Origin of the sequence: Sphaerisporangium sp. TRM90804 (assembly GCF_029846175.1) — a bacterium.
In the GTDB taxonomy this organism is placed as follows: domain Bacteria; phylum Actinomycetota; class Actinomycetes; order Streptosporangiales; family Streptosporangiaceae; genus Sphaerisporangium.
Map to the genome: position 1 here is coordinate 40,547 of NZ_JARWAC010000038.1, position 17,608 is coordinate 58,154.

14 protein-coding genes are annotated in these 17,608 nt (G+C 72.0%); 8 read left to right on the plus strand and 6 right to left on the minus strand.

Translation table 11 applies throughout. The features are described 5' to 3' along the window. Positions 1 to 49: 49 nt before the first annotated feature. The 3 genes from pafA to prcB all read right to left on the minus strand — a co-directional run bounded on the left by pafA (position 50) and on the right by prcB (position 3,311). The gene (pafA, locus tag PYR91_RS34930; RefSeq protein WP_279787055.1) at positions 50 to 1,408 is read right to left on the minus strand and encodes a Pup--protein ligase; all 1,359 of its coding nucleotides are present in this window, start codon (positions 1,406 to 1,408) and stop codon (positions 50 to 52) included. 208 nt (positions 1,409 to 1,616) lie between these two features. Next, the gene (prcA, locus tag PYR91_RS34935; protein ID WP_279787056.1) at positions 1,617 to 2,456 is read right to left on the minus strand and encodes a proteasome subunit alpha; all 840 of its coding nucleotides are present in this window, start codon (positions 2,454 to 2,456) and stop codon (positions 1,617 to 1,619) included. 39 nt (positions 2,457 to 2,495) lie between these two features. Beyond that, positions 2,496 to 3,311 (minus strand): proteasome subunit beta, encoded by an 816-nt coding sequence (prcB, locus tag PYR91_RS34940; protein WP_279787120.1) that lies wholly within the window; start codon positions 3,309 to 3,311, stop codon positions 2,496 to 2,498. Positions 3,312 to 3,550: 239 nt separating this feature from the next. Between prcB and PYR91_RS34945 the strand changes: the two genes are divergently transcribed. The 6 genes from PYR91_RS34945 (at position 3,551) to PYR91_RS34970 (ending at position 12,062) form a co-directional block, all read left to right on the plus strand. Beyond that, positions 3,551 to 4,924, plus strand: a complete 1,374-nt coding sequence (locus PYR91_RS34945; RefSeq protein WP_279787058.1) for an extracellular solute-binding protein — start codon at positions 3,551 to 3,553, stop codon at positions 4,922 to 4,924. A 49-nt stretch (positions 4,925 to 4,973) separates the two neighbouring features. Continuing rightward, entirely contained in the window at positions 4,974 to 5,858 is an 885-nt protein-coding gene (locus PYR91_RS34950; RefSeq protein ID WP_279787060.1) for a sugar ABC transporter permease, read from the plus strand. Next, a complete protein-coding gene (locus PYR91_RS34955) occupies positions 5,855 to 6,721 on the plus strand; it encodes a carbohydrate ABC transporter permease (RefSeq protein ID WP_279787062.1) in 867 nt (288 codons plus the stop codon). Before PYR91_RS34950 ends, PYR91_RS34955 begins: the two co-directional genes overlap by 4 nt. After that, a complete protein-coding gene (locus PYR91_RS34960) occupies positions 6,718 to 7,806 on the plus strand; it encodes an ABC transporter ATP-binding protein (protein WP_279787064.1) in 1,089 nt (362 codons plus the stop codon). Before PYR91_RS34955 ends, PYR91_RS34960 begins: the two co-directional genes overlap by 4 nt. Next, complete coding sequence (locus tag PYR91_RS34965; RefSeq protein WP_279787066.1) at positions 7,803 to 9,110, plus strand: CehA/McbA family metallohydrolase; 1,308 nt, start codon at positions 7,803 to 7,805, stop codon at positions 9,108 to 9,110. Before PYR91_RS34960 ends, PYR91_RS34965 begins: the two co-directional genes overlap by 4 nt. Positions 9,111 to 9,311: 201 nt before the next feature. Next, a complete protein-coding gene (locus PYR91_RS34970; RefSeq protein WP_279787068.1) occupies positions 9,312 to 12,062 on the plus strand; it encodes an alpha-mannosidase in 2,751 nt (916 codons plus the stop codon). A gap of 15 nt (positions 12,063 to 12,077) precedes the next feature. On the opposite strand, the gene PYR91_RS34975 is transcribed toward PYR91_RS34970, so the two are convergent. Beyond that, positions 12,078 to 12,287 (minus strand): ubiquitin-like protein Pup, encoded by a 210-nt coding sequence (locus PYR91_RS34975; RefSeq protein WP_279787070.1) that lies wholly within the window; start codon positions 12,285 to 12,287, stop codon positions 12,078 to 12,080. 231 nt (positions 12,288 to 12,518) lie between these two features. Between PYR91_RS34975 and PYR91_RS34980 the strand changes: the two genes are divergently transcribed. Both PYR91_RS34980 and PYR91_RS34985 read left to right on the plus strand, forming a co-directional pair. After that, positions 12,519 to 12,932 (plus strand): hypothetical protein, encoded by a 414-nt coding sequence (locus PYR91_RS34980; protein ID WP_279787072.1) that lies wholly within the window; start codon positions 12,519 to 12,521, stop codon positions 12,930 to 12,932. A gap of 124 nt (positions 12,933 to 13,056) precedes the next feature. Then, the gene (locus tag PYR91_RS34985; RefSeq protein WP_279787073.1) at positions 13,057 to 13,944 is read left to right on the plus strand and encodes a serine/threonine-protein kinase; all 888 of its coding nucleotides are present in this window, start codon (positions 13,057 to 13,059) and stop codon (positions 13,942 to 13,944) included. A gap of 69 nt (positions 13,945 to 14,013) precedes the next feature. On the opposite strand, the gene dop is transcribed toward PYR91_RS34985, so the two are convergent. Both dop and arc read right to left on the minus strand, forming a co-directional pair. Next, entirely contained in the window at positions 14,014 to 15,531 is a 1,518-nt protein-coding gene (gene dop / locus PYR91_RS34990; protein ID WP_347943989.1) for a depupylase/deamidase Dop, read from the minus strand. Positions 15,532 to 15,711: 180 nt separating this feature from the next. Beyond that, complete coding sequence (gene arc / locus PYR91_RS34995) at positions 15,712 to 17,475, minus strand: proteasome ATPase (RefSeq protein ID WP_279787075.1); 1,764 nt, start codon at positions 17,473 to 17,475, stop codon at positions 15,712 to 15,714. Positions 17,476 to 17,608 lie beyond the last annotated feature (133 nt).

Consider the following 17,608-nt stretch of genomic DNA (forward strand, 5'->3'; position numbering starts at 1 on the left):
CGCGGGCGCGGGCGCCGTGAAACATTCATGATCGCCCGCGGCGGGCCGCCTACATGCCGGCGATCAGCTTGTCGACCCTCTCGTCCACGCTGCGGAAGGGGTCCTTGCACAGGACCGTGCGCTGGGCCTGGTCGTTCAGCTTCAGGTGCACCCAGTCGACGGTGAAGTCGCGCCTCTTCTCCTGCGCCTTGCGGATGAACTCGCCGCGCAGCCGGGCGCGGGTCGTCTGCGGCGGCACCGACTTGGCCTCGAAGATCTTCAGGTCGGAGGCGACCCGCTCCACCGCGCCGCGCCGCTGCAGCAGGTAGAACAGCCCTCGCTTGCGGTGCACGTCGTGGTAGGCCAGGTCGAGCTGGGCCACCCGGGGCGAGGACAGCGGCAGGTCGTACTTGTTGCGGTAGCGCTCGATGAGCTGGTACTTGGTGACCCAGTCGATCTCGCGGGACACCAGGTCGAGGTCGCCGGTCTCCACCGCCCTGAGCGTGCGCTCCCACAGCTCCAGCACGCGGCGCGTGATGTCGTCCCCGCCGCGGCGGTCGACGAAGTCGCGCGCCTTGGACAGGTACTCCTGCTGGATCTCCAGCGAGGAGGCCTCGCGGCCGTTGGCCAGGCGCACGCGCCTGCGGCCGGTCATGTCGTGGGAGACCTCCCGGATGGCTCTTATCGGGTTCTCCAGGCTGAGGTCGCGCATGACCGTGCCGGCCTCGACCATGCGCAGCACGAGGTCGGTGGCGCCGACCTTGAGCAGCATGGTCGCCTCGCTCATGTTGGAGTCGCCGACGATGACGTGCAGGCGCCGGAAGCGCTCGGCGTCGGCGTGCGGCTCGTCGCGGGTGTTGATGATGGGGCGGGACCGGGTGGTGGCGCTGGAGACGCCCTCCCAGATGTGCTCGGCGCGCTGCGACACGCAGTAGACGGCCCCGCGGGGCGTCTGCAGCACCTTGCCCGCCCCGCAGATGATCTGGCGGGTCACCAGGAAGGGGATCAGGACGTCGGCCAGGCGGCCGAACTCCCCGTGCCTGCCGACCAGATAGTTCTCGTGACAGCCGTAGGAGTTGCCGGCCGAGTCGGTGTTGTTCTTGAAAAGGTAGATGTCCCCTGCGATGCCCTCCTCGCGAAGGCGCTTCTCGGCGTCGACGAGAAGCCCTTCCAGGATGCGCTCGCCCGCCTTGTCGTGGGTGACCAGCTCCACGACGTTGTCACACTCGGGGGTGGCGTACTCGGGGTGGCTGCCGACGTCGAGATAGAGCCGGGCGCCGTTGCGGAGGAACACGTTGCTCGATCGGCCCCAGGACACGACTCTGCGGAACAGATAGCGCGCGACCTCGTCTGGCGACAGCCTTCGCTGCCCCCGGAACGTGCAGGTGACGCCGTACTCGTTCTCCAAGCCGAAGATGCGACGATCCATCACATCACACTATGCTCCCGAAGCCCCGGACGGGAGGGATCTTCCCGGCCTTTCGGGGTTGCCCGCCGGGGCTTGACGCCGCCCCGCGCCGGCGGGCGCCGAAGCGCCGACAGGGCCCGCCTCCCGGACCGCCGGAGCGGTCGCGGGCGCGGGCCCGGAGATCTTCCCAAGCTTGACGGCGCCGGCCTCGCGCGTGCACCGCGCCCGGTCAGCCGCCGGAGCCGGTGTCGATGTCGCCGTCGGGCGCGGTGGCCGCGCCGTCGTCCGCCGAGGCCTGCAGCGGGCCGCCGCCGCCGGGCGTGGGGCCGGTGTCGGGCTGCGCGCCCTCGGCGCCCTCACCGGCCGGCGGCGTGGGCTCGGGCCCGGAGGAGGCGGCCAGCAGCCGCTCCAGGCGGGGGCCGACCAGCCGCTGGAACTTGCGGTGCTCGCGGGTGCGGTCGAGCACCGCGACCTCGAGCTGCGACACCGGCGTACGCTCGCCGCCGGGCTCGGTGAGCGCCGCCAGGGCGGCGTCCAGGGCCTCCGCCAGCGTCATGCCCGGACGGTAACGATCTTTCAGGCGGCCGCTGACGGTCTCGGCCACGCCGCCCATGACGACGTAGCCGTGCTCGTCGGTGACCGAGCCGTCGAAGGTCAGGCGGTAGATCTGGTCGTCCTCGGGGGCGTCGCCGACCTCGGTGACCACGAGCTCGACCTCGTACGGCTTGCGCGACTCTGTGAACACCATGCCGAGCGACTGGGCGTAGAGGTTGGCCAGGCCGCGGGCGGTGACGTCGCTGCGGTCGTAGGTGTAGCCGTTGACGTCGGCGTAGCGGATGCCGCCGAGCCGCAGCGCCTCGAACTCGTTGTACTTGCCGACGGCCGCGAACCCGATGCGGTCGTAGATCTCACTGATCTTGTGCAGGGCCCGCGAAGCGTTGGGGGCGACGAACAATATGCCGTTCTCGTACTGCAGCACCACGACGCTGCGGCCGCGCGCGATGCCCTTCCGCGCGAAATCGGCCTTGTCCCGCATCTCCTGTTCGGGGGACACATATCCAAAGGGCATGGACACCGGTGGTGATCCTCTCGTGGCCGTTGATGGTGACTAGCGCAGCGGGGCGGTGGGCCCGTCGGGGTCGGCCATGCGGACGTCGAGCACCCGCCGCACGTGACCCTCGACCTCCTCCTCGGGCAGCCGGCGGAACCCCTCGTCGGTGATCACGGCGACCGACGGCCAGATGCGGCGGCTGACATCGGGACCACCGGTCGCCGAGTCGTCGTCCGCCGCGTCGTAGAGCGCGTTGACGCAGGCCAGCACGGTCTCCTCGGCGGAGGCGCCCTCGCGGTAGAGCTTCTTCATCGAGCCGCGGGCGAACAGCGAGCCCGAGCCGATCGACGCGAAGTTGGTCTGCTCGTACGGGCCGCCGCCGACGTCGTAGGAGAAGATGCGGCCGCCCCCGCGGTCGGTGTCGTAGGCCACGAACAGCGGCACCACGACCATTCCCTGCATCGCCAGGGGGAGATTGCCCCGGATCATGGTGGACAGCCGGTTCGCCTTGCCCTGGACCGAGAGCGTGCGGCCTTCACGCTTCTCGTAGTGCTCGAGCTCCACGCAGTAGAGACGGGCCAGCTCGATGCCGGTGCTCGCCGAGCCGGCGATGCCCATGCAGGAGTACTCGTCGGTGCGGAAGACCTTCTCCATGTCCTTCTGGGAGATGTAGTTCCCCGCCGTCGCCCGCCGGTCGGCCGCCATGACCACTCCGTCGGCGAACACGGCCGCGATGATGGTCGTCGCGTGCGGGATCTGATCACCCACCGGAGCCGCCAAGGTCTCGAACCTCCGCGGGAGCAACCCGGGAGCGTGGGTCCCGACGAACTCGGTGAACGACGTCGATCCCGTGTCCAGGAACAGGTTGTTCATCCAGTCCCGCTGTGCTGCCACGCGACTCCCTCCCAAGCGCCTCAAGACTTCTAGGCCGACCCTACTCGTGGTGCTGTCGTGGTTGCACTTCCCACGATCAGCTCAGCGCGAACCACTTTCGCCCATCCCTGCTCATCTTCCACAAAATCAATCTTTACCCGAGAGATCGGGCGTGCGATTGTCGAGTTGTCGTGACATGAACACAGGTGCGCCTCCATCATCCCCCCGGGAGGTCTTCCGTGAGACCCGCGCGAGCGCTCGCCGTCCTGATCACCGCGATTCTGCCCCTGGCCGCGTGCGGCTCGGGAGGCCCCTCCGAAGCGGGCGGCGTCACCCTGACGATCACCGCCAACGCCATCTCCGGCGGCAAGAACGCCGCGACGGCCGACTGGACCGAGGACTGGCTCATCCCGAAGTTCGAGCAGGCGCAGAAGGCCAAGGGCAGGGACGTCCGCGTGCTGTTCCAGCCCAACGGCGTGGACGACGAGCAGTACAAGACCAAGATCGCCCTGGACCTGCGGTCGGGCGCCGGCGCCGACGTGATCGACCTGGACGGCATCTGGGTCGGGGAGTTCGCACAGGCGGGCTACGTCAAGCCGCTCGCCGAGACGGCCGGGCCCGAGGTCGAGCGATGGGAGGGGTGGAGCCGCATCCCCCAGGCGGTCCAGGGTCTCGGCATCTTCGACGGGCGCAAGTACGGCCTGCCGCAGGGCACCGACGGCCGCGTGCTGTTCTACAACAAGACCCTGTTCGCCAAGGCGGGCCTGCCCGCCGACTGGCAGCCCAAGAGCTGGCAGGAGATCATCCAGGCGGGCCAGGCCCTCAAGAAGGCCGGGGTGCCGACCCCGCTGCAGATCAACGCGGGCACGGCCATGGGCGAGGCGACCTCCATGCAGGGCGTGCTGCCGCTGCTGGCGGGCACCGGCTCGGAGATCCTCTCCGGCGGCAAGTGGGCCGGCGACACCCAGGCGGTCAAGGACGTGCTCGACTTCTACCGGCAGGTGTACACCGGCGGCCTGGGCGACCCCCGGCTGCAGCAGGAGGCCCAGGGCCGCGACAAGTCCTTCCAGCGGTTCGCCGAGGGCGAGATCGGCGTTCTGCTCGAGGGCGACTACTTCTGGCGCGCCGTCGTCGAGCCCAAGGCCGGCGTGGCGCCCATGCCCGACCGCGACGAGGTGGTCGGCTACGCGCTGATCCCCGCCAAGGAGCCCGGGTCGGGGGTGCGCGGCCAGGACTTCGTCAGCATGTCCGGCGGCGCCGTCCGCGCCCTGAACCCCAACGCCGAGAACCCCGGGCTCGCCTGGGAGCTGCTGTCGTTCATGCACTCGGCCGAGGCCACCAAGGAGAGCCTGGCCGGCGAGGCGCGGATCACCTCGCGCACCGACGTGAACGACGAGGTGCTGAGCGGCGACCCGCTGCTGGGCTTCATCTCCGAGAAGGTGCTGCCGATCACGGCCTACCGGCCCGGCCTGGCCGTCTACCCCCAGGTCTCGACGGCCCTGCAGGAGGCCACCGCCGCGGTCGTGTCCGGGCAGGGGGTCGAGGAGGCCGCCGCCGCCTACCGGGGCAAGCTGGAACGCATCGTCGGCGGCGCGGCGAACGTGGCCGGATGACCGGCCCGGCGCGGGGCCCGGCGGCCCGCCCGCCGGCGGAGCGGCGCCGGTGAGCACCGACGCGGCCGGGCTGGGCAGGCGCAGGGCGGTCGGGTTCGTGCTGCCCGCCCTGGTGCTGATCGGGGTGTTCCTGGTCTTCCCCGCGCTGTGGACGGTCTACCTGGGGCTGACCGACTTCCGGCTCACCGGCCTGGCGGCGGCCGACCCGAAGATGGTGGGAGCGGACAACTACACCGCGGCGCTGGCCGACGAGCGGTTCCACAGCTCCTTCTGGCTGACCGCGCAGTTCGTGGCCGGCTCGGCGATCGCCGGCCAGGCGGGCCTGGGCTTCGCCGTCGCCTGGGCGCTGCGCGACCGGCCCGGCCCGGTCAAGCGGGCCGTCGAGGGCGTGGTGCTGCTGGCCTGGATCCTGCCCTCCTCGGTCGTGGCGTTCCTGTGGCTCGCCCTGCTCGACCGCGACCAGGGGACGCTGAACGCCCTGCTGCACACCCCGGGGTTCGCCTGGCTGCTGGACCACCCCATGCCGTCGATCATCGCGTTCAACATCTGGCGGGGCACCGCGTTCTCGATGATGCTCTACGGCGCGGCGCTGGCGAGCGTGCCGCCGTCCCACCTGGAGACGGCCAGGCTGGCCGGGGCGTCCACCTTCCAGCAGCTGCGCGACGTGGTGTTCCCCCACATCAGAGGGCACATCCTGACGAACCTGCTGCTGATCAGCCTGTGGACGTTCAACGACTTCACGACGTACCAGATCACGGCGGGCGGCCCGGAGGGGCGCTCGGAGATCCTGCCGGTCTACATCTACAACGTGGCCCTCAGCGGCGGGCAGCTCGGCTTCGGGGCCGCGGTGTCGTTCCTGGTGCTGCTGGTCAACCTGGTCCTGGCGCTGGTCTACCTGCGCCTGCTGCGCGAGCGGAAGGGGGCCGTCGCGTGACCGCCCGCGACCTGCCGGCCCGCGCCGGCCGCCCGGGGGACGGCCGGGTGCGGCACTCGGTGGCGGCGATCGGGCGGGCGACGTTCCTCGCCGCCGTGACCGGCTTCTTCGCGCTGCCGATGCTGTGGCTGGCCTCCGCCCCGTTCGACGCCCACCCGACGATCACGACCTCGGTGCCGGAGCTCACGCTGGCCAACTTCCGCGCGCTGCTCGCCAACCCCTACCTGCTCAGCTCGCTCGGCAACTCGGTGCTGCAGGCGGCGGCCGGCGCCGTCCTGGTGGTGACGCTGGCGGCGACGGCGGCCTACGCCCTGTCGCGCGTCAGGATCCCCGGCAGGGACGCGCTGCTGTACCTGCTGCTCCTGCTGTCCTCGGTGGTCACCGGCACCGCGGCGATGGTGCCCATCTTCGAGCTGGCCACCCGGCTGAACCTGATCGACACCCACCTCGGGGTGGTCCTCACGCTGTCGGGCGGGCTGCTGCCCGCCGCGATCTTCATACTCAAGGACTTCATGGACGGCACGCCCACCTCCTACGAGGAGTCGGCGCGGGTGTTCGGCGCCCGCCCGCTGCAGATCCTGTGGCACATCGTCGTGCCGGTGATCCGGCCGGGCCTGGCCACCATCGCGGTCTGGACGGTCGCCAGCGTGTGGGGCAGCTTCCTCACCCCGTTCATCCTGCTGCGGGACCCCGCCAAGGCCCCCGGCGCCGTCATCCTCTACACGCTCTACACCGAGGGCGGCGCGCCCCGCCTGGACCTCATCTCCGCCTTCTCCCTGCTGTACTCGCTCCCGGTGGTCCTGATGTACCTCTTCGTGAGCCGCAAGTACGGCTTCCGCTTCCACGGAGGGATCAAACGGTGATCTCCCTGCACGGCCTGACCAAGGTGTTCCCCGGCGGGGTCCGGGCGCTCGACTCCCTCGACCTGGAGATCGCCGACGGCGAGTTCTTCGCCCTGCTCGGGCCGTCCGGGTGCGGGAAGACGACCCTGCTGCGCACGATCGCCGGCCTGGAGACCCCCACGTCCGGCACGGTGACGATCGGGGCGGCCGACGTGACGTCCCTGCCTCCCGGCAGGCGGGACGTCGCCATGGTCTTCCAGGACTACGCGCTGTTCCCGCACATGGACGTCACCGCCAACATCTCCTACCCGCTGCGGATCAAGAAGGTGCCGCGCGCCGAGCGGGAGGCCAGGGCGGCCGAGGTCGCGGCGCGGCTCGGCCTGGCCGAGCTGCTGGAGCGCCGGCCGGGGCAGCTGTCCGGCGGCCAGCAGCAGCGGGTCGCGCTGGCGCGGGCCATCGCCTGCCACCCGGCCGCCTTCCTGTTCGACGAGCCGCTGTCCAACCTGGACGCCCGGATGCGCCTGGAGGCCAGGACGTTCCTCAAGCGGCTGCAGCGGGAGCTCGCGGTGACCACGGTGTTCGTCACCCACGACCAGGGCGAGGCGCTCGCCATGGCCGACCGCGTCGCCGTCATGTCGGCGGGCCGGATCGTCCAGGTCGGCACCCCGGCGGAGGTCTTCCGGCGGCCGTCCACCACGTTCGTCGCCTCCTTCATCGGCTCGACGCCGATGAACCTGCTGCCGGGCGTGGTGCGGGACGGCGCGCTCCGGGTGGCCGGCGGCGCGCTGCCGCTGCCCGCCGGCCTGGCCGACGGTGAGGAGGTGGTGTACGGGCTGCGGCCGGAGTACACCGACCTGTCACCCTCGCCGCGGCCGGACGCCTTCGCCGGGCAGGTCTCGGTCGTGGAGAACCTGGGCACCTCCTCACTCGTGACGCTGGAGGTGACGTCGCCGGACGGCGACCATCTGGTCCAGGCCGTCGTCCCGGAGGACGACGGCCCCGGCCGCGACGCCCCGGCCTGGCCGGTGGCCGGTGGCGCCGCGTGGGCGGTCCCCCGCCATCCCCGCGCGCTGGTGTACCGCGACGGCGCGCTGGTGACCGCGTGAGCCCGCGGCGGCTGGGCGGGCGGTGGACGCTCGACGACCGGCTGGCCCGGCAGGTGCACGCCGTGCCCGTCGAGCTGCCGCCGGGCACGCCGGCCTTCACCGTCGAGCTGGCCTACGACCAATCCGCGGGCGTGCTCGACCTGGGGTGCGAGGGCCCCGCGGGGTTCCGGGGCTGGTCGGGGGGCGCCCGGTCCCGCTACACGATCGCGCCGGGGTGGGCGACGCCCGGCTACCTGCCCGGCGAGCCCGAACCCGGCGTCTGGCGGGTGCTGCTCGGCCTCTACCGCGTCCCGCTGGAGGGGCTGGCCTACGAGCTCACCGTCACGCCGCACCGCAGGCCCCCGGCACCGCCCGGGGACGGCGCGGCGGCGTCTCCCCCGCCGCCGCCGGTCGTCCCGGCCTCGGTGCGGCGCGGGGTCCCCGCGCTGGACGGGATGCGGTGGCGGGCCGGGGAGCTGCACGCGCACACCGTGCACTCCGACGGGGCGCTCACCGTGACCGAGCTGGCCCTGCTCGCCCGCGCCGAGGGCCTGGACTTCCTGGCCGTGACCGACCACAACACCGTCAGCCACCACGCCGAGCTGCCCGCGGTGTCGGCGGCCGCCGGGATCACGCTGGTGCCCGGCCAGGAGGTGACCACCGACCTCGGCCACGCCAACGCCTTCGGCCCGATCGGCTGGGTCGACTTCAGGGAGCCCGCCGGCGCCTGGGCGCGGGTCGTGCGGGAACGCGGCGGGCTGCTGTCGGTCAACCATCCCCTGGGCGCCGACTGCGCGTGGCGGCACCCGCCGGGCGAGCGTCCCCGCACGGTGGAGGTCTGGCACTCGGGCTGGTGGGACCGCACCTGGGGCGCCCCCCTGTCGTGGGCGCAGGCCTGGCGGGACGACCCGGTCTACGTCGGCGGCGGCGACTACCACGGCCCCGGGGGCGGCCACCCGCCCGGCGCCCCCGCCACGTGGGTGCTCACCGCCGAGGACCCCGGGCAGGCGTGGGGCCGCGGCGCGGGCGCCTCGGCGCCGGACGGCGCGGGCACTTCGGCCCCGGACGGCGCCGGCTCCGGCCCGTCACCGGAGGCCGTCGTGGCGGGGATCCGCGCCGGGCGCACCGCCGTGTCGGCGGGGCCCTACGGGCCGCTGCTGCTGCGGCACGGGGAGGAGTTCCTGGCGCTGGACGCCGACGGGCTGGTGCTGTGGGGCCCGGACGAGCGGCGGGTGATCCGCGGCGACCGCGTGACGCTGCCCGCCCGGCCGGGCCCGCACCGCCTGGAGACCACCCGCAACGAGGTCATGGCCCTGTGCACCTGACCGCCGCCCCCGGCCCTCTTCCCGGCCCGCGCCATCCCGGCTCCGCGGCCCGCGCCATCCCGGCGCCCGGCTCCGCGGCCCGCGCCCCGTCCGCCGCGCGCCGGCCGGCCCGGCGCCCGCGCCACCACGGCGCCCGCCCGGCCGCACTCCCCGGGCCGTCCGCGCCCGTCCGCCCGTCCGCGCCCGACCAGGGAGGCACCCGTGTCGACCGAGATCGTCGTCGTCCCGCACACCCACTGGGACCGCGAGTGGTACCTGCCCTTCCAGCGCTTCCGCATGGGGCTGGTGCGGATGCTCGACGAGGTGCTGGACTTCCTTGAGGCCGACCCGGCCTACCGGTTCACCATGGACGGGCAGCTCGCCGCCGTCGAGGACTACCTGGAGATCCGGCCCGAGCGCCGCGCCGACCTCGCGCGCTTCGTCGGCGAGGGCCGGTTCGCCGCGGGGCCCTGGACGATCCTGTCCGACGAGTTCCTCTGCTCGGGCGAGACGCTGATCCGCAACCTGGAGTTCGGGCTGCGGGGGGCGCGCGAGCTGGGCGGCGCCATGGAGGTCGGGTACCTGCCCGACCAGTTCGGCCACTGCGCGCAGATGCCGCAGATCCTCGCGCTGGCGGGCCTGCCGGTGGCCTGCCTGTGGCGCGGGGTCCCCGGGTCGGTCGAACGCGACGTGTTCGCGTGGCGGGGCGCCGACGGCACGGTGATCCGCACCCAGTACCTGCCCGGCGGGTACGGCAACGCGGTCGCCCTGTTCACCGGCCCCGCCGAGGGGCTCGGCGACCGGCTGGACGCCTTCGCGAGCGCCATGCGCCCCTGGCATCCCGAAGGGCCGCTGCTGGCGATGTACGGCGCCGACCACTCCGCCCCGGCGGCCGGCATCTCGGCCGCCGGGCTGCGGCTGGCCACGCTCGGCGAGTACCTGGCCGGGCAGCCGGGCCCCGAGGCGGCGGACCTGCCGGTGGTGGAGGGCGAGCTGCGCTCGCACGCCCGGGCGAACATCCTGCCGGGCGTCATCTCGGCCCGCGTGCCGCTGAAGCGCGTGATGGGGCGCGCCGAGCGCGTCCTGACCCGCTACGCCGAGCCGCTGTCGGCGCTGTGGCCCGGCGGGGACCGCGGGGCCGGGCGGCGCCTGACCGAGCTGGCCTGGCGGGGCGTGGTGGCCTGCAGCGGCCACGACTCGATCACCGGCTGCGGGGCCGACGAGACCGCCCAGCAGGTCGCCGCGCGGATCGCCGAGGCCGAGCAGACCGCGCAGGCCGTGGTCGACCTGGTGAGCTCCACGCTGGCCGCGACGGCGGGGCGCGACAGGATCGTCGTGGTCAACCCCTCGCCGTTCGCCCGCACCGCGCTGGTGCTCGCCGACCTGCCCGAGACGCGCGCGGGCCTGGCCGCGCACGACGGCTCCGAGGTGGCCACGCAGCGGCTGGCGAGCGCGCCCACGCTGCTGGACGAGTCGGAGATGGACGATCTCACCCGGCTCCTGGGACGGGTCCACGAGCGGGAGCTGTTCGGCCACGAGATCGCGTCCTGGTCCGCCGAGGGGAACGTGTTCACCGTCGTGGTGGGCCGCCACGCGACCACGCGCTACCGGTACGACGACCTCAGGGCCGCCATCCTGTCGGCGGCGGCGTCCTCCCCGGGGCCCTGGCGGGTCCGCACGCTGGCCGAGCCCGTCGTGACGGTCGCCGCGCGAGTGGAGGTCCCGGCCCTGGGCCGCGCGGTCCTGACCGCCGTCCCGGCCCGCGACGGGGCCGCCGCCGCGCCGGGCGCCGCGGGCGTCCTGGACAACGGCCTGCTGCGCGTGTCGGCGGAGGCGGACGGGACGCTGACGATGGTGACCGCCTCGGGGCTGCGGGCCGAGGGCGTGGGGCGGATCGTCGAGGGCGGCGACGTCGGGGACACCTACAACCACGCGCCTCCGGCCGCAGACCGGCTGGTCGGTGCGCCGGAGCGGGTGACGGTCACCGAGGTGTGCTCCGGGCCGCTGGTCTGGGTGCTGGAGGTGGCCGGGAGCTACCGCTGGCCGCTGCGGGCCGACGGGGACGGGCGCTCGGCGGAGGAGGCCGAGGTGGCGGTGACCACCCGGGTGGAGCTGCGCGCGGGCGAGCCCTACGCGCGCCTGACGGTGACGTTCGACAACCCGTGCCGCGACCACCGGGTGCGCTGGCACGCGCCGCTGCCGCGCCGGGCCCGCGCGTCGTTCGCCGAGGGCCAGTACGCCGTCGTCCGGCGGGGCCTGACCGGCGAGGGCGGCTGCGGGGAGGAGCCGCTGCCCACCTACCCCGCCTCGGGGTTCGTGGCCGCCGGGGGGCTGGCGGTGCTGCTGGAGCACGTCACCGAGTACGAGCTGCCGGTCGGGCCCGGCGGGGACGCGCGGGACGCCGGCACGGCCGGGGAGCTGGCGCTGACCCTGGTGCGGGGGGTGGGGTACCTGTCGCGCAACCGCAACGCCCTGCGGGACGAGCCGGCGGGGCCGCAGATCGCCACCCCGGACGCCCAGTGCGCGGGGACCGTCACCGCGCGGTTCGCCGTCCACCCGCACGAGGGGACCTGGGACGAGGCGGGGCTGCCACGCCTGGCCGAGGAGTACCTGCTGGATCTGTTGGCGGTTCCCGGATCCGCGGGGGCGGACGCGGCCGGGACGGGGCCGGACACGGCCGTCGAGGCCGCGCCCCCGCCGGTCGCCCGGCTGGAGCTGAGCGGCGAGGGGGTCGTGCTGGGTGCCCTGCGCGAACGCGAGGGCTGGCTTGAGGTCCGCCTGGCGGCCCAGCATCCGGTGGCCACCGAGGCGGTCCTGCGGGGTGACTTCGACGTCGCGCGCCTGGCCGACACGCTGGGCCGGCCGCTACGCCCGCTGGCCGCCGGGGGCGGAGTCGTGCGGCTGCCGCTCCGCCCCTTCGAGATCGCGACCGTTCACGTCGCCCGACCGGCGTCGGCTCCGGCGGAGCCGTAACCGGCGGCCTCCGCCCTACTGGCCGCCCTTCTGCACGTAGCTGCGGACGAACTCCTCGGCGTTCTCCTCCAGGACCTCGTCGATCTCGTCGAGGATGGCGTCGACGTCGTCGGTGAGCTTCTCCTGCCGCTCCTGCACATCGGGAGCCGCCTGTGCCTCGGTCTCCTCGACCTCGGTCTCCTGACGGCCGGTCTGCTTCTGTCCGCCGGTGTCCTTCGTCGCCATGTGGTACCTCCGCTTGGGGGACGCATCTGACTCATATCTTCCCCGAACCGGGAGACAATTCGCGCGGATCGTCCGGTGATCTACGCGAGCCCGGCTGCAGGTGGACCGTCCCGTTAGACAGCCTCCCCGCATCACCGCGTGGCAAATCAGGCAATTACCCCCTATTCCACCAACTAGACAGTGACCCTATCCAATGATTGGATAGGGTCACTGTCCAACTTTGGAGGCCCGATGTCCCCCGCATCCCTGTCCACGGCGGGCGTGCTGCTCATCACCGTCCCAGCCGTCGCCTACGGCGGCACCACCCTGCTGTCGGCCGTCAACCGGCGCACGCCCGGATACCTCGACAACCCGGTGCGGCGGGGCCTGTGGCGGGCCGGTCACGCGCACGCCGGCGTGCTGGTGCTGTTCGCCCTGGTGGCCATGCTGTACGTCGACCAGGCGGCGCTCCCGGACGGCCTCGCCACGCTGACGCGCACGCTCTTCGTCGCGGCGCCGATCCTCATGCCGCTCGGCTTCTTCCTCTCGGTGGCCCGGCCCGGCGACACCCATCCGAACAAGCTGATCCGGCTGACCGTGGCGGGCGGGCTGTGCCTGGCGGCCGGTACGCTGATCCTCGGGATAGGCCTGGTATCCCAGGGGTAAATCAGATTGTTACATCCGGCCATATGGCATTCTGTGGTGATCCACCCATGGACATCCCGCTTCACACGGGAAAATGAAGCGGCTGTGGGGGCAGGGGTTGGATGCCGACATGTGAACGGGTGAAATGAGATCGGACCACGCACAGCAGCTCGGAGATCGCTATCGGCTGATCTCGCCGCTGGGCCAGGGGGGCATGGGGATCGTCTGGCGCGCCCACGACCGGCGCCTGGCGCGGGACGTCGCGATCAAGGAGCTGCGCCCCACCCGCCACGACGACGAGCACGAGGTGCGCCGCGCCCGGCGGCACGCCCTGCGTGAGGCGCGCTCGGCCGCGCGGCTGAGCCATCCCGCCATCGTGACCGTGCACGACCTGCTGGAGGAGGACGGCCGGCTCTGGATCGTCATGGAGCTGGTGGAGGCCCTGACCCTGCAGGCCACCGCGTGGCACCTCGGACGCCTGCCCGTCCACTGGACGGCGTGGATCGGCTTCCACCTGCTCGGCGGGCTGCGCCACGCCCACGCGGCCGGCGTGCTGCACCGGGACATCAAGCCGGGCAACGTGCTGCTCACCGGCGACCGGGTGGTGCTCAGCGACTTCGGCATCGCGGTGCTGCAGGACGACGACACCTCCCACCAGACCAACACCATGCCCATCGTCGGCTCACCCGGCTACATCGCCCCCGAGCGGCTGCGCGGGCATCCGGCGACCCAGGCCGCCGACCTCTGGTCGTTCGGCGCCACGCTGTACTTCTCGGTCGAGGGACGGCCCCCGGGGTCCGGGGACGGCGACCTGCTGACCGCGCGGCCTCCGGGCGAGGCGCGCCCGCCGCGCCGGGCGGGGGCCCTCAGGGCGCTGCTGGAGGGGCTGCTGCGGCCCGACCCGGTCGACCGGCTCTCCAGCGACCAGGCCGTGCTGCTGCTGTCGGAGATCCTGCGCAAGGAGGGCATCGCGGTGCCGCCGATGCGGCTGACCGGCGACGAGATGCTCCCGCCGGGCGCCTTTACAATGTAGATCAGCACTTTCGCCCCCCGCCCGCGCGCGGGCGGGGTCTCCCCCGCCGCCGAGGCGGCGGGGGGCCGGTCAGCGCTCCCCGGTGAGGGCGCTGACCAGCTCGGCGGCGGTGCGGCAGCGGTCGAGCAGCTCCCCCACGTGCGCCTTGGTGCCGCGCAGCGGCTCCAGGGTGGGCACCCGCTGCAGCGACTCGCGCCCGGGGATGTCGAAGATCACCGAGTCCCACGAGGCGGCCGCCACCGACTCGCTGTACTGGCGCAGGCACCGGCCGCGGAAGTAGGCCCGGGTGTCGGTGGGCGGCAGCTCGATCGCCCGCTGGACGTCCTCCTCCGACACCAGGCGCTGCATGCGGTCGCGGGCCACCAGGCGGTTGTACAGGCCGCGGTCGGGCCGGATGTCGGAGTACTGCAGGTCGACGAGCTGCAGCCTGGGGTGTGACCAGGGCAGGGAGTCGCGGGTGCGGTACCCCTCCAGCAGCTCCAGCTTGGCCACCCAGTCGAGCTCGCGCGAGAGCTGCATGGGGTCCTCGGCGAGGCGCGTGAGCACCGACTCCCAGCGGTTCAGCACGTCCTTGGTCATGTCGTCCACGGCCGCGCCGAAGCGGTCCTCGACGTACTTGCGGGCCTGCTCCAGGTACTCCATCTGGAGCTGCACGGCGGTCATCCTGCGGCCGTCGCGCAGCGCGATCTCGTACTTGCACGTGGGGTCGTGCGAGACCGCCCGCAGCGCCGCCACGGGGCTCTCCACCGACAGGTCGGCGGTGAGGAAGCCGTCCTCGATCATGGCCAGGACCAGCGCCGTCGTGCCCAGCTTCAGATAGGTGGAGATCTCCGACATGTTGGCGTCGCCGATGATCACGTGCAGGCGGCGGTACTTCTCGGGGTCGGCGTGCGGCTCGTCACGCGTGTTGATGATCGGCCGCTTGAGCGTGGTCTCCAGGCCCACCTCGACCTCGAAGAAGTCGGCCCGCTGGCTGATCTGGAAGCCGTCACCCCGGGAGTCCTGCCCGATGCCGACCCGGCCGGCCCCGCACACGACCTGGCGGGAGACGAAGAACGGCGTGAGGTACCTGACGATGTCGGCGAACGGCGTGGCCCGCCGCATGAGGTAGTTCTCGTGGCAGCCGTAGGAGGCGCCCTTGTTGTCGGTGTTGTTCTTGTAGAGCTGGATCGGGGCGTTGCCGGGCATCGCCGACGCCCGCACCGCGGCGTCGTGCATCACCCGCTCGCCCGCCTTGTCCCAGATCACCGCGGCCCGGGGATTGGTGCACTCGGGCGTGGAGTACTCGGGATGGGCGTGGTCGACGTACAGCCGCGCGCCGTTGGTCAAGATGACGTTGGCCAGGCCGAGATCCTCGTCGGTCAGCTGCGTCGGGTCGGCGATCTCGCGGGCCAGGTCGAAGCCACGGGCGTCCCGCAGCGGATTCTCTTCCTCGAAGTCCCATCTGGCGCGGCGCGCCCGCGCGGCCGAGGCCGCCAGGTAAGCGTTGACCACCTGTGAGGAGGTCACCATCGCGTTCGCGCCCGGCTGCCCGGGTACGGAAATGCCGTACTCCGTCTCGATGCCCATCACCCGCCGTACCGTCACGCTCTCAGCCCTTCATCTGTGCTGTGCCGCACCTGGACCACCGCCGTCACGTCGCCCGTCACCACCGAGCCTAGACCGTTGTGCGGTCGTAGGGTCTTCCGGTCCGCTGCCCGCACACCGGGTGGGGAAACAGCGACGGCGCGGCCCCGGGAGGAACCACGCCGTCGCATGCCGCTTCAATTACAGATACTGACCGGTGTTGGCGACCGTGTCGATGGAACGCCCGGCCTCCGTGCCCTGTTTTCCGGAAACCAGGGTGCGGATGTAGACGATCCGCTCGCCCTTCTTTCCGGAGATGCGGGCCCAGTCGTCGGGGTTGGTGGTGTTGGGAAGGTCTTCGTTCTCGCTGAACTCGTCCACGCAGGCGGCGAGGAGGTGCGCGATGCGAAGGCCCTTCTGGCCGGTCTCGAGGAACGCCTTGATGGCCATTTTTTTGCCCCGGTCCACGATGTTCTGAATCATGGCGCCGGAGTTGAAGTCCTTGAAGTAAAGGACTTCCTTGTCACCGTTGGCGTACGTCACCTCAAGGAAGCGGTTCTCCTCGGTTTCGGTGTACATGCGCTCGACGACCCGCTGGATCATGCCGCTGACGGTGGCCTCGCGCGAGTCGCTGTGCTCGGAGAGGTCTTCCCCGTGCAGCGGCAGCTCGGTGGTGATGTACTTCGAGAAGATGTCCTTGGCCGCCTCGGCGTCCGGCCGCTCGATCTTGATCTTGACGTCCAGGCGGCCGGGCCGCAGGATCGCCGGGTCGATCATGTCCTCGCGGTTGGAGGCGCCGATGACGATGACGTTCTCCAGGCCCTCGACGCCGTCGATCTCCGACAGCAGCTGGGGGACGATGGTGTTCTCGACGTCGGAGGAGACGCCCGAGCCACGCGTGCGGAAGATCGAGTCCATCTCGTCGAAGAACACGATCACCGGGGTGCCCTCGGACGCCTTCTCGCGGGCACGCTGGAAGACCAGGCGGATGTGCCGCTCGGTCTCGCCGACGTACTTGTTGAGAAGCTCGGGGCCCTTGATGTTGAGGAAGAAGCTCTTGCCGGACTGCCCGGTCTTCTCCGCGACCTGCTTGGCCAGGGAGTTGGCGACGGCCTTGGCGATGAGCGTCTTGCCGCAGCCGGGCGGGCCGTACAGCAGCACGCCCTTGGGCGGGCGCAGCTTGTGCTCGCGGAACAGGTCGGCGTGCAGGTAGGGCAGCTCGATGGCGTCCCTGATCTGCTCGATCTGCCGGGACAGGCCACCGATCTCCTCGTAGGAGATGTCGGGGACCTCCTCGAGCACCAGCTCCTCGACCTCGGACTTGGGGATGCGCTCGTACACGTAGCCCGAGCGTGGTTCGAGCAGCAGTGAGTCGCCGGCGCGGATCGGCTGCGTGAGCAGCGACTCCGCGAGGCGCACCACACGCTCCTCGTCCGCGTGGGAGATCACCAGCGCGCGCTGGCCGTCCTCGAGGAGCTCCTTGAGCATGACGATCTCGCCCACGGTCTCGTAGCCGAGCACCTCGACCACGTTGAGCGCCTCGTTGAGCATGACCTCCTGGCCGCGGTTCAGCGACTCCACGTCGACCGCGGGGCTGACATTGACCCGGAGCTTGCGTCCTCCGGTGAAGACCTCCACGGTGCCGTCTTCGCGAGCTTCCAGGAAGACGCCGAACCCGGATGGCGGCTGCGCCAGCCGGTCGACCTCCTCCTTGAGCGCCACGATCTGGTCCCGGGCTTCCTTGAGCGTGGCGACCAGTCGTTCGTTCTGACCGGTCACCGCGGCCAGATTGGCCTGCAGCTCATGGAGGCGCTCCTCCAGGACCCTGGCTTGACGGGGAGACTCCGCCACTTTCCGGCGCAACGCGGTGATCTCCTCCTGGAGGAAGGAGACCTGAGTTGTGAGGTCCGCGACCTCTCGTTCGCGCTGGGCCGCTCGTGCCTCAGCGTCGTCGCGAGCTGCCACAGTCACCTCCTTCCCAGTCGAGGGCGACTACTCAAGACCCTACCTATCTCGGCGGCTTCCGTAACCTGGCCGGGGAGTGTTCGTGTCATTACAACCAGCGTTCAGTATTCGAAGCGTTATTCGCGCTTCATTG

Bases quoted from the DNA above. Each gene is read 5' to 3' on its own strand.
- PYR91_RS34985 (WP_279787073.1), top strand. From the start codon at position 13,057: ATGAGATCGGACCACGCACAGCAGCTCGGAGATCGCTATCGGCTGATC.
- PYR91_RS34975 (WP_279787070.1), bottom strand. From the start codon at position 12,287: ATGGCGACGAAGGACACCGGCGGACAGAAGCAGACCGGCCGTCAGGAG.
- PYR91_RS34980 (WP_279787072.1), top strand. From the start codon at position 12,519: ATGTCCCCCGCATCCCTGTCCACGGCGGGCGTGCTGCTCATCACCGTC.
- prcB (WP_279787120.1), bottom strand. From the start codon at position 3,311: ATGAACAACCTGTTCCTGGACACGGGATCGACGTCGTTCACCGAGTTC.
- pafA (WP_279787055.1), bottom strand. From the start codon at position 1,408: ATGGATCGTCGCATCTTCGGCTTGGAGAACGAGTACGGCGTCACCTGC.
- prcA (WP_279787056.1), bottom strand. From the start codon at position 2,456: ATGCCCTTTGGATATGTGTCCCCCGAACAGGAGATGCGGGACAAGGCC.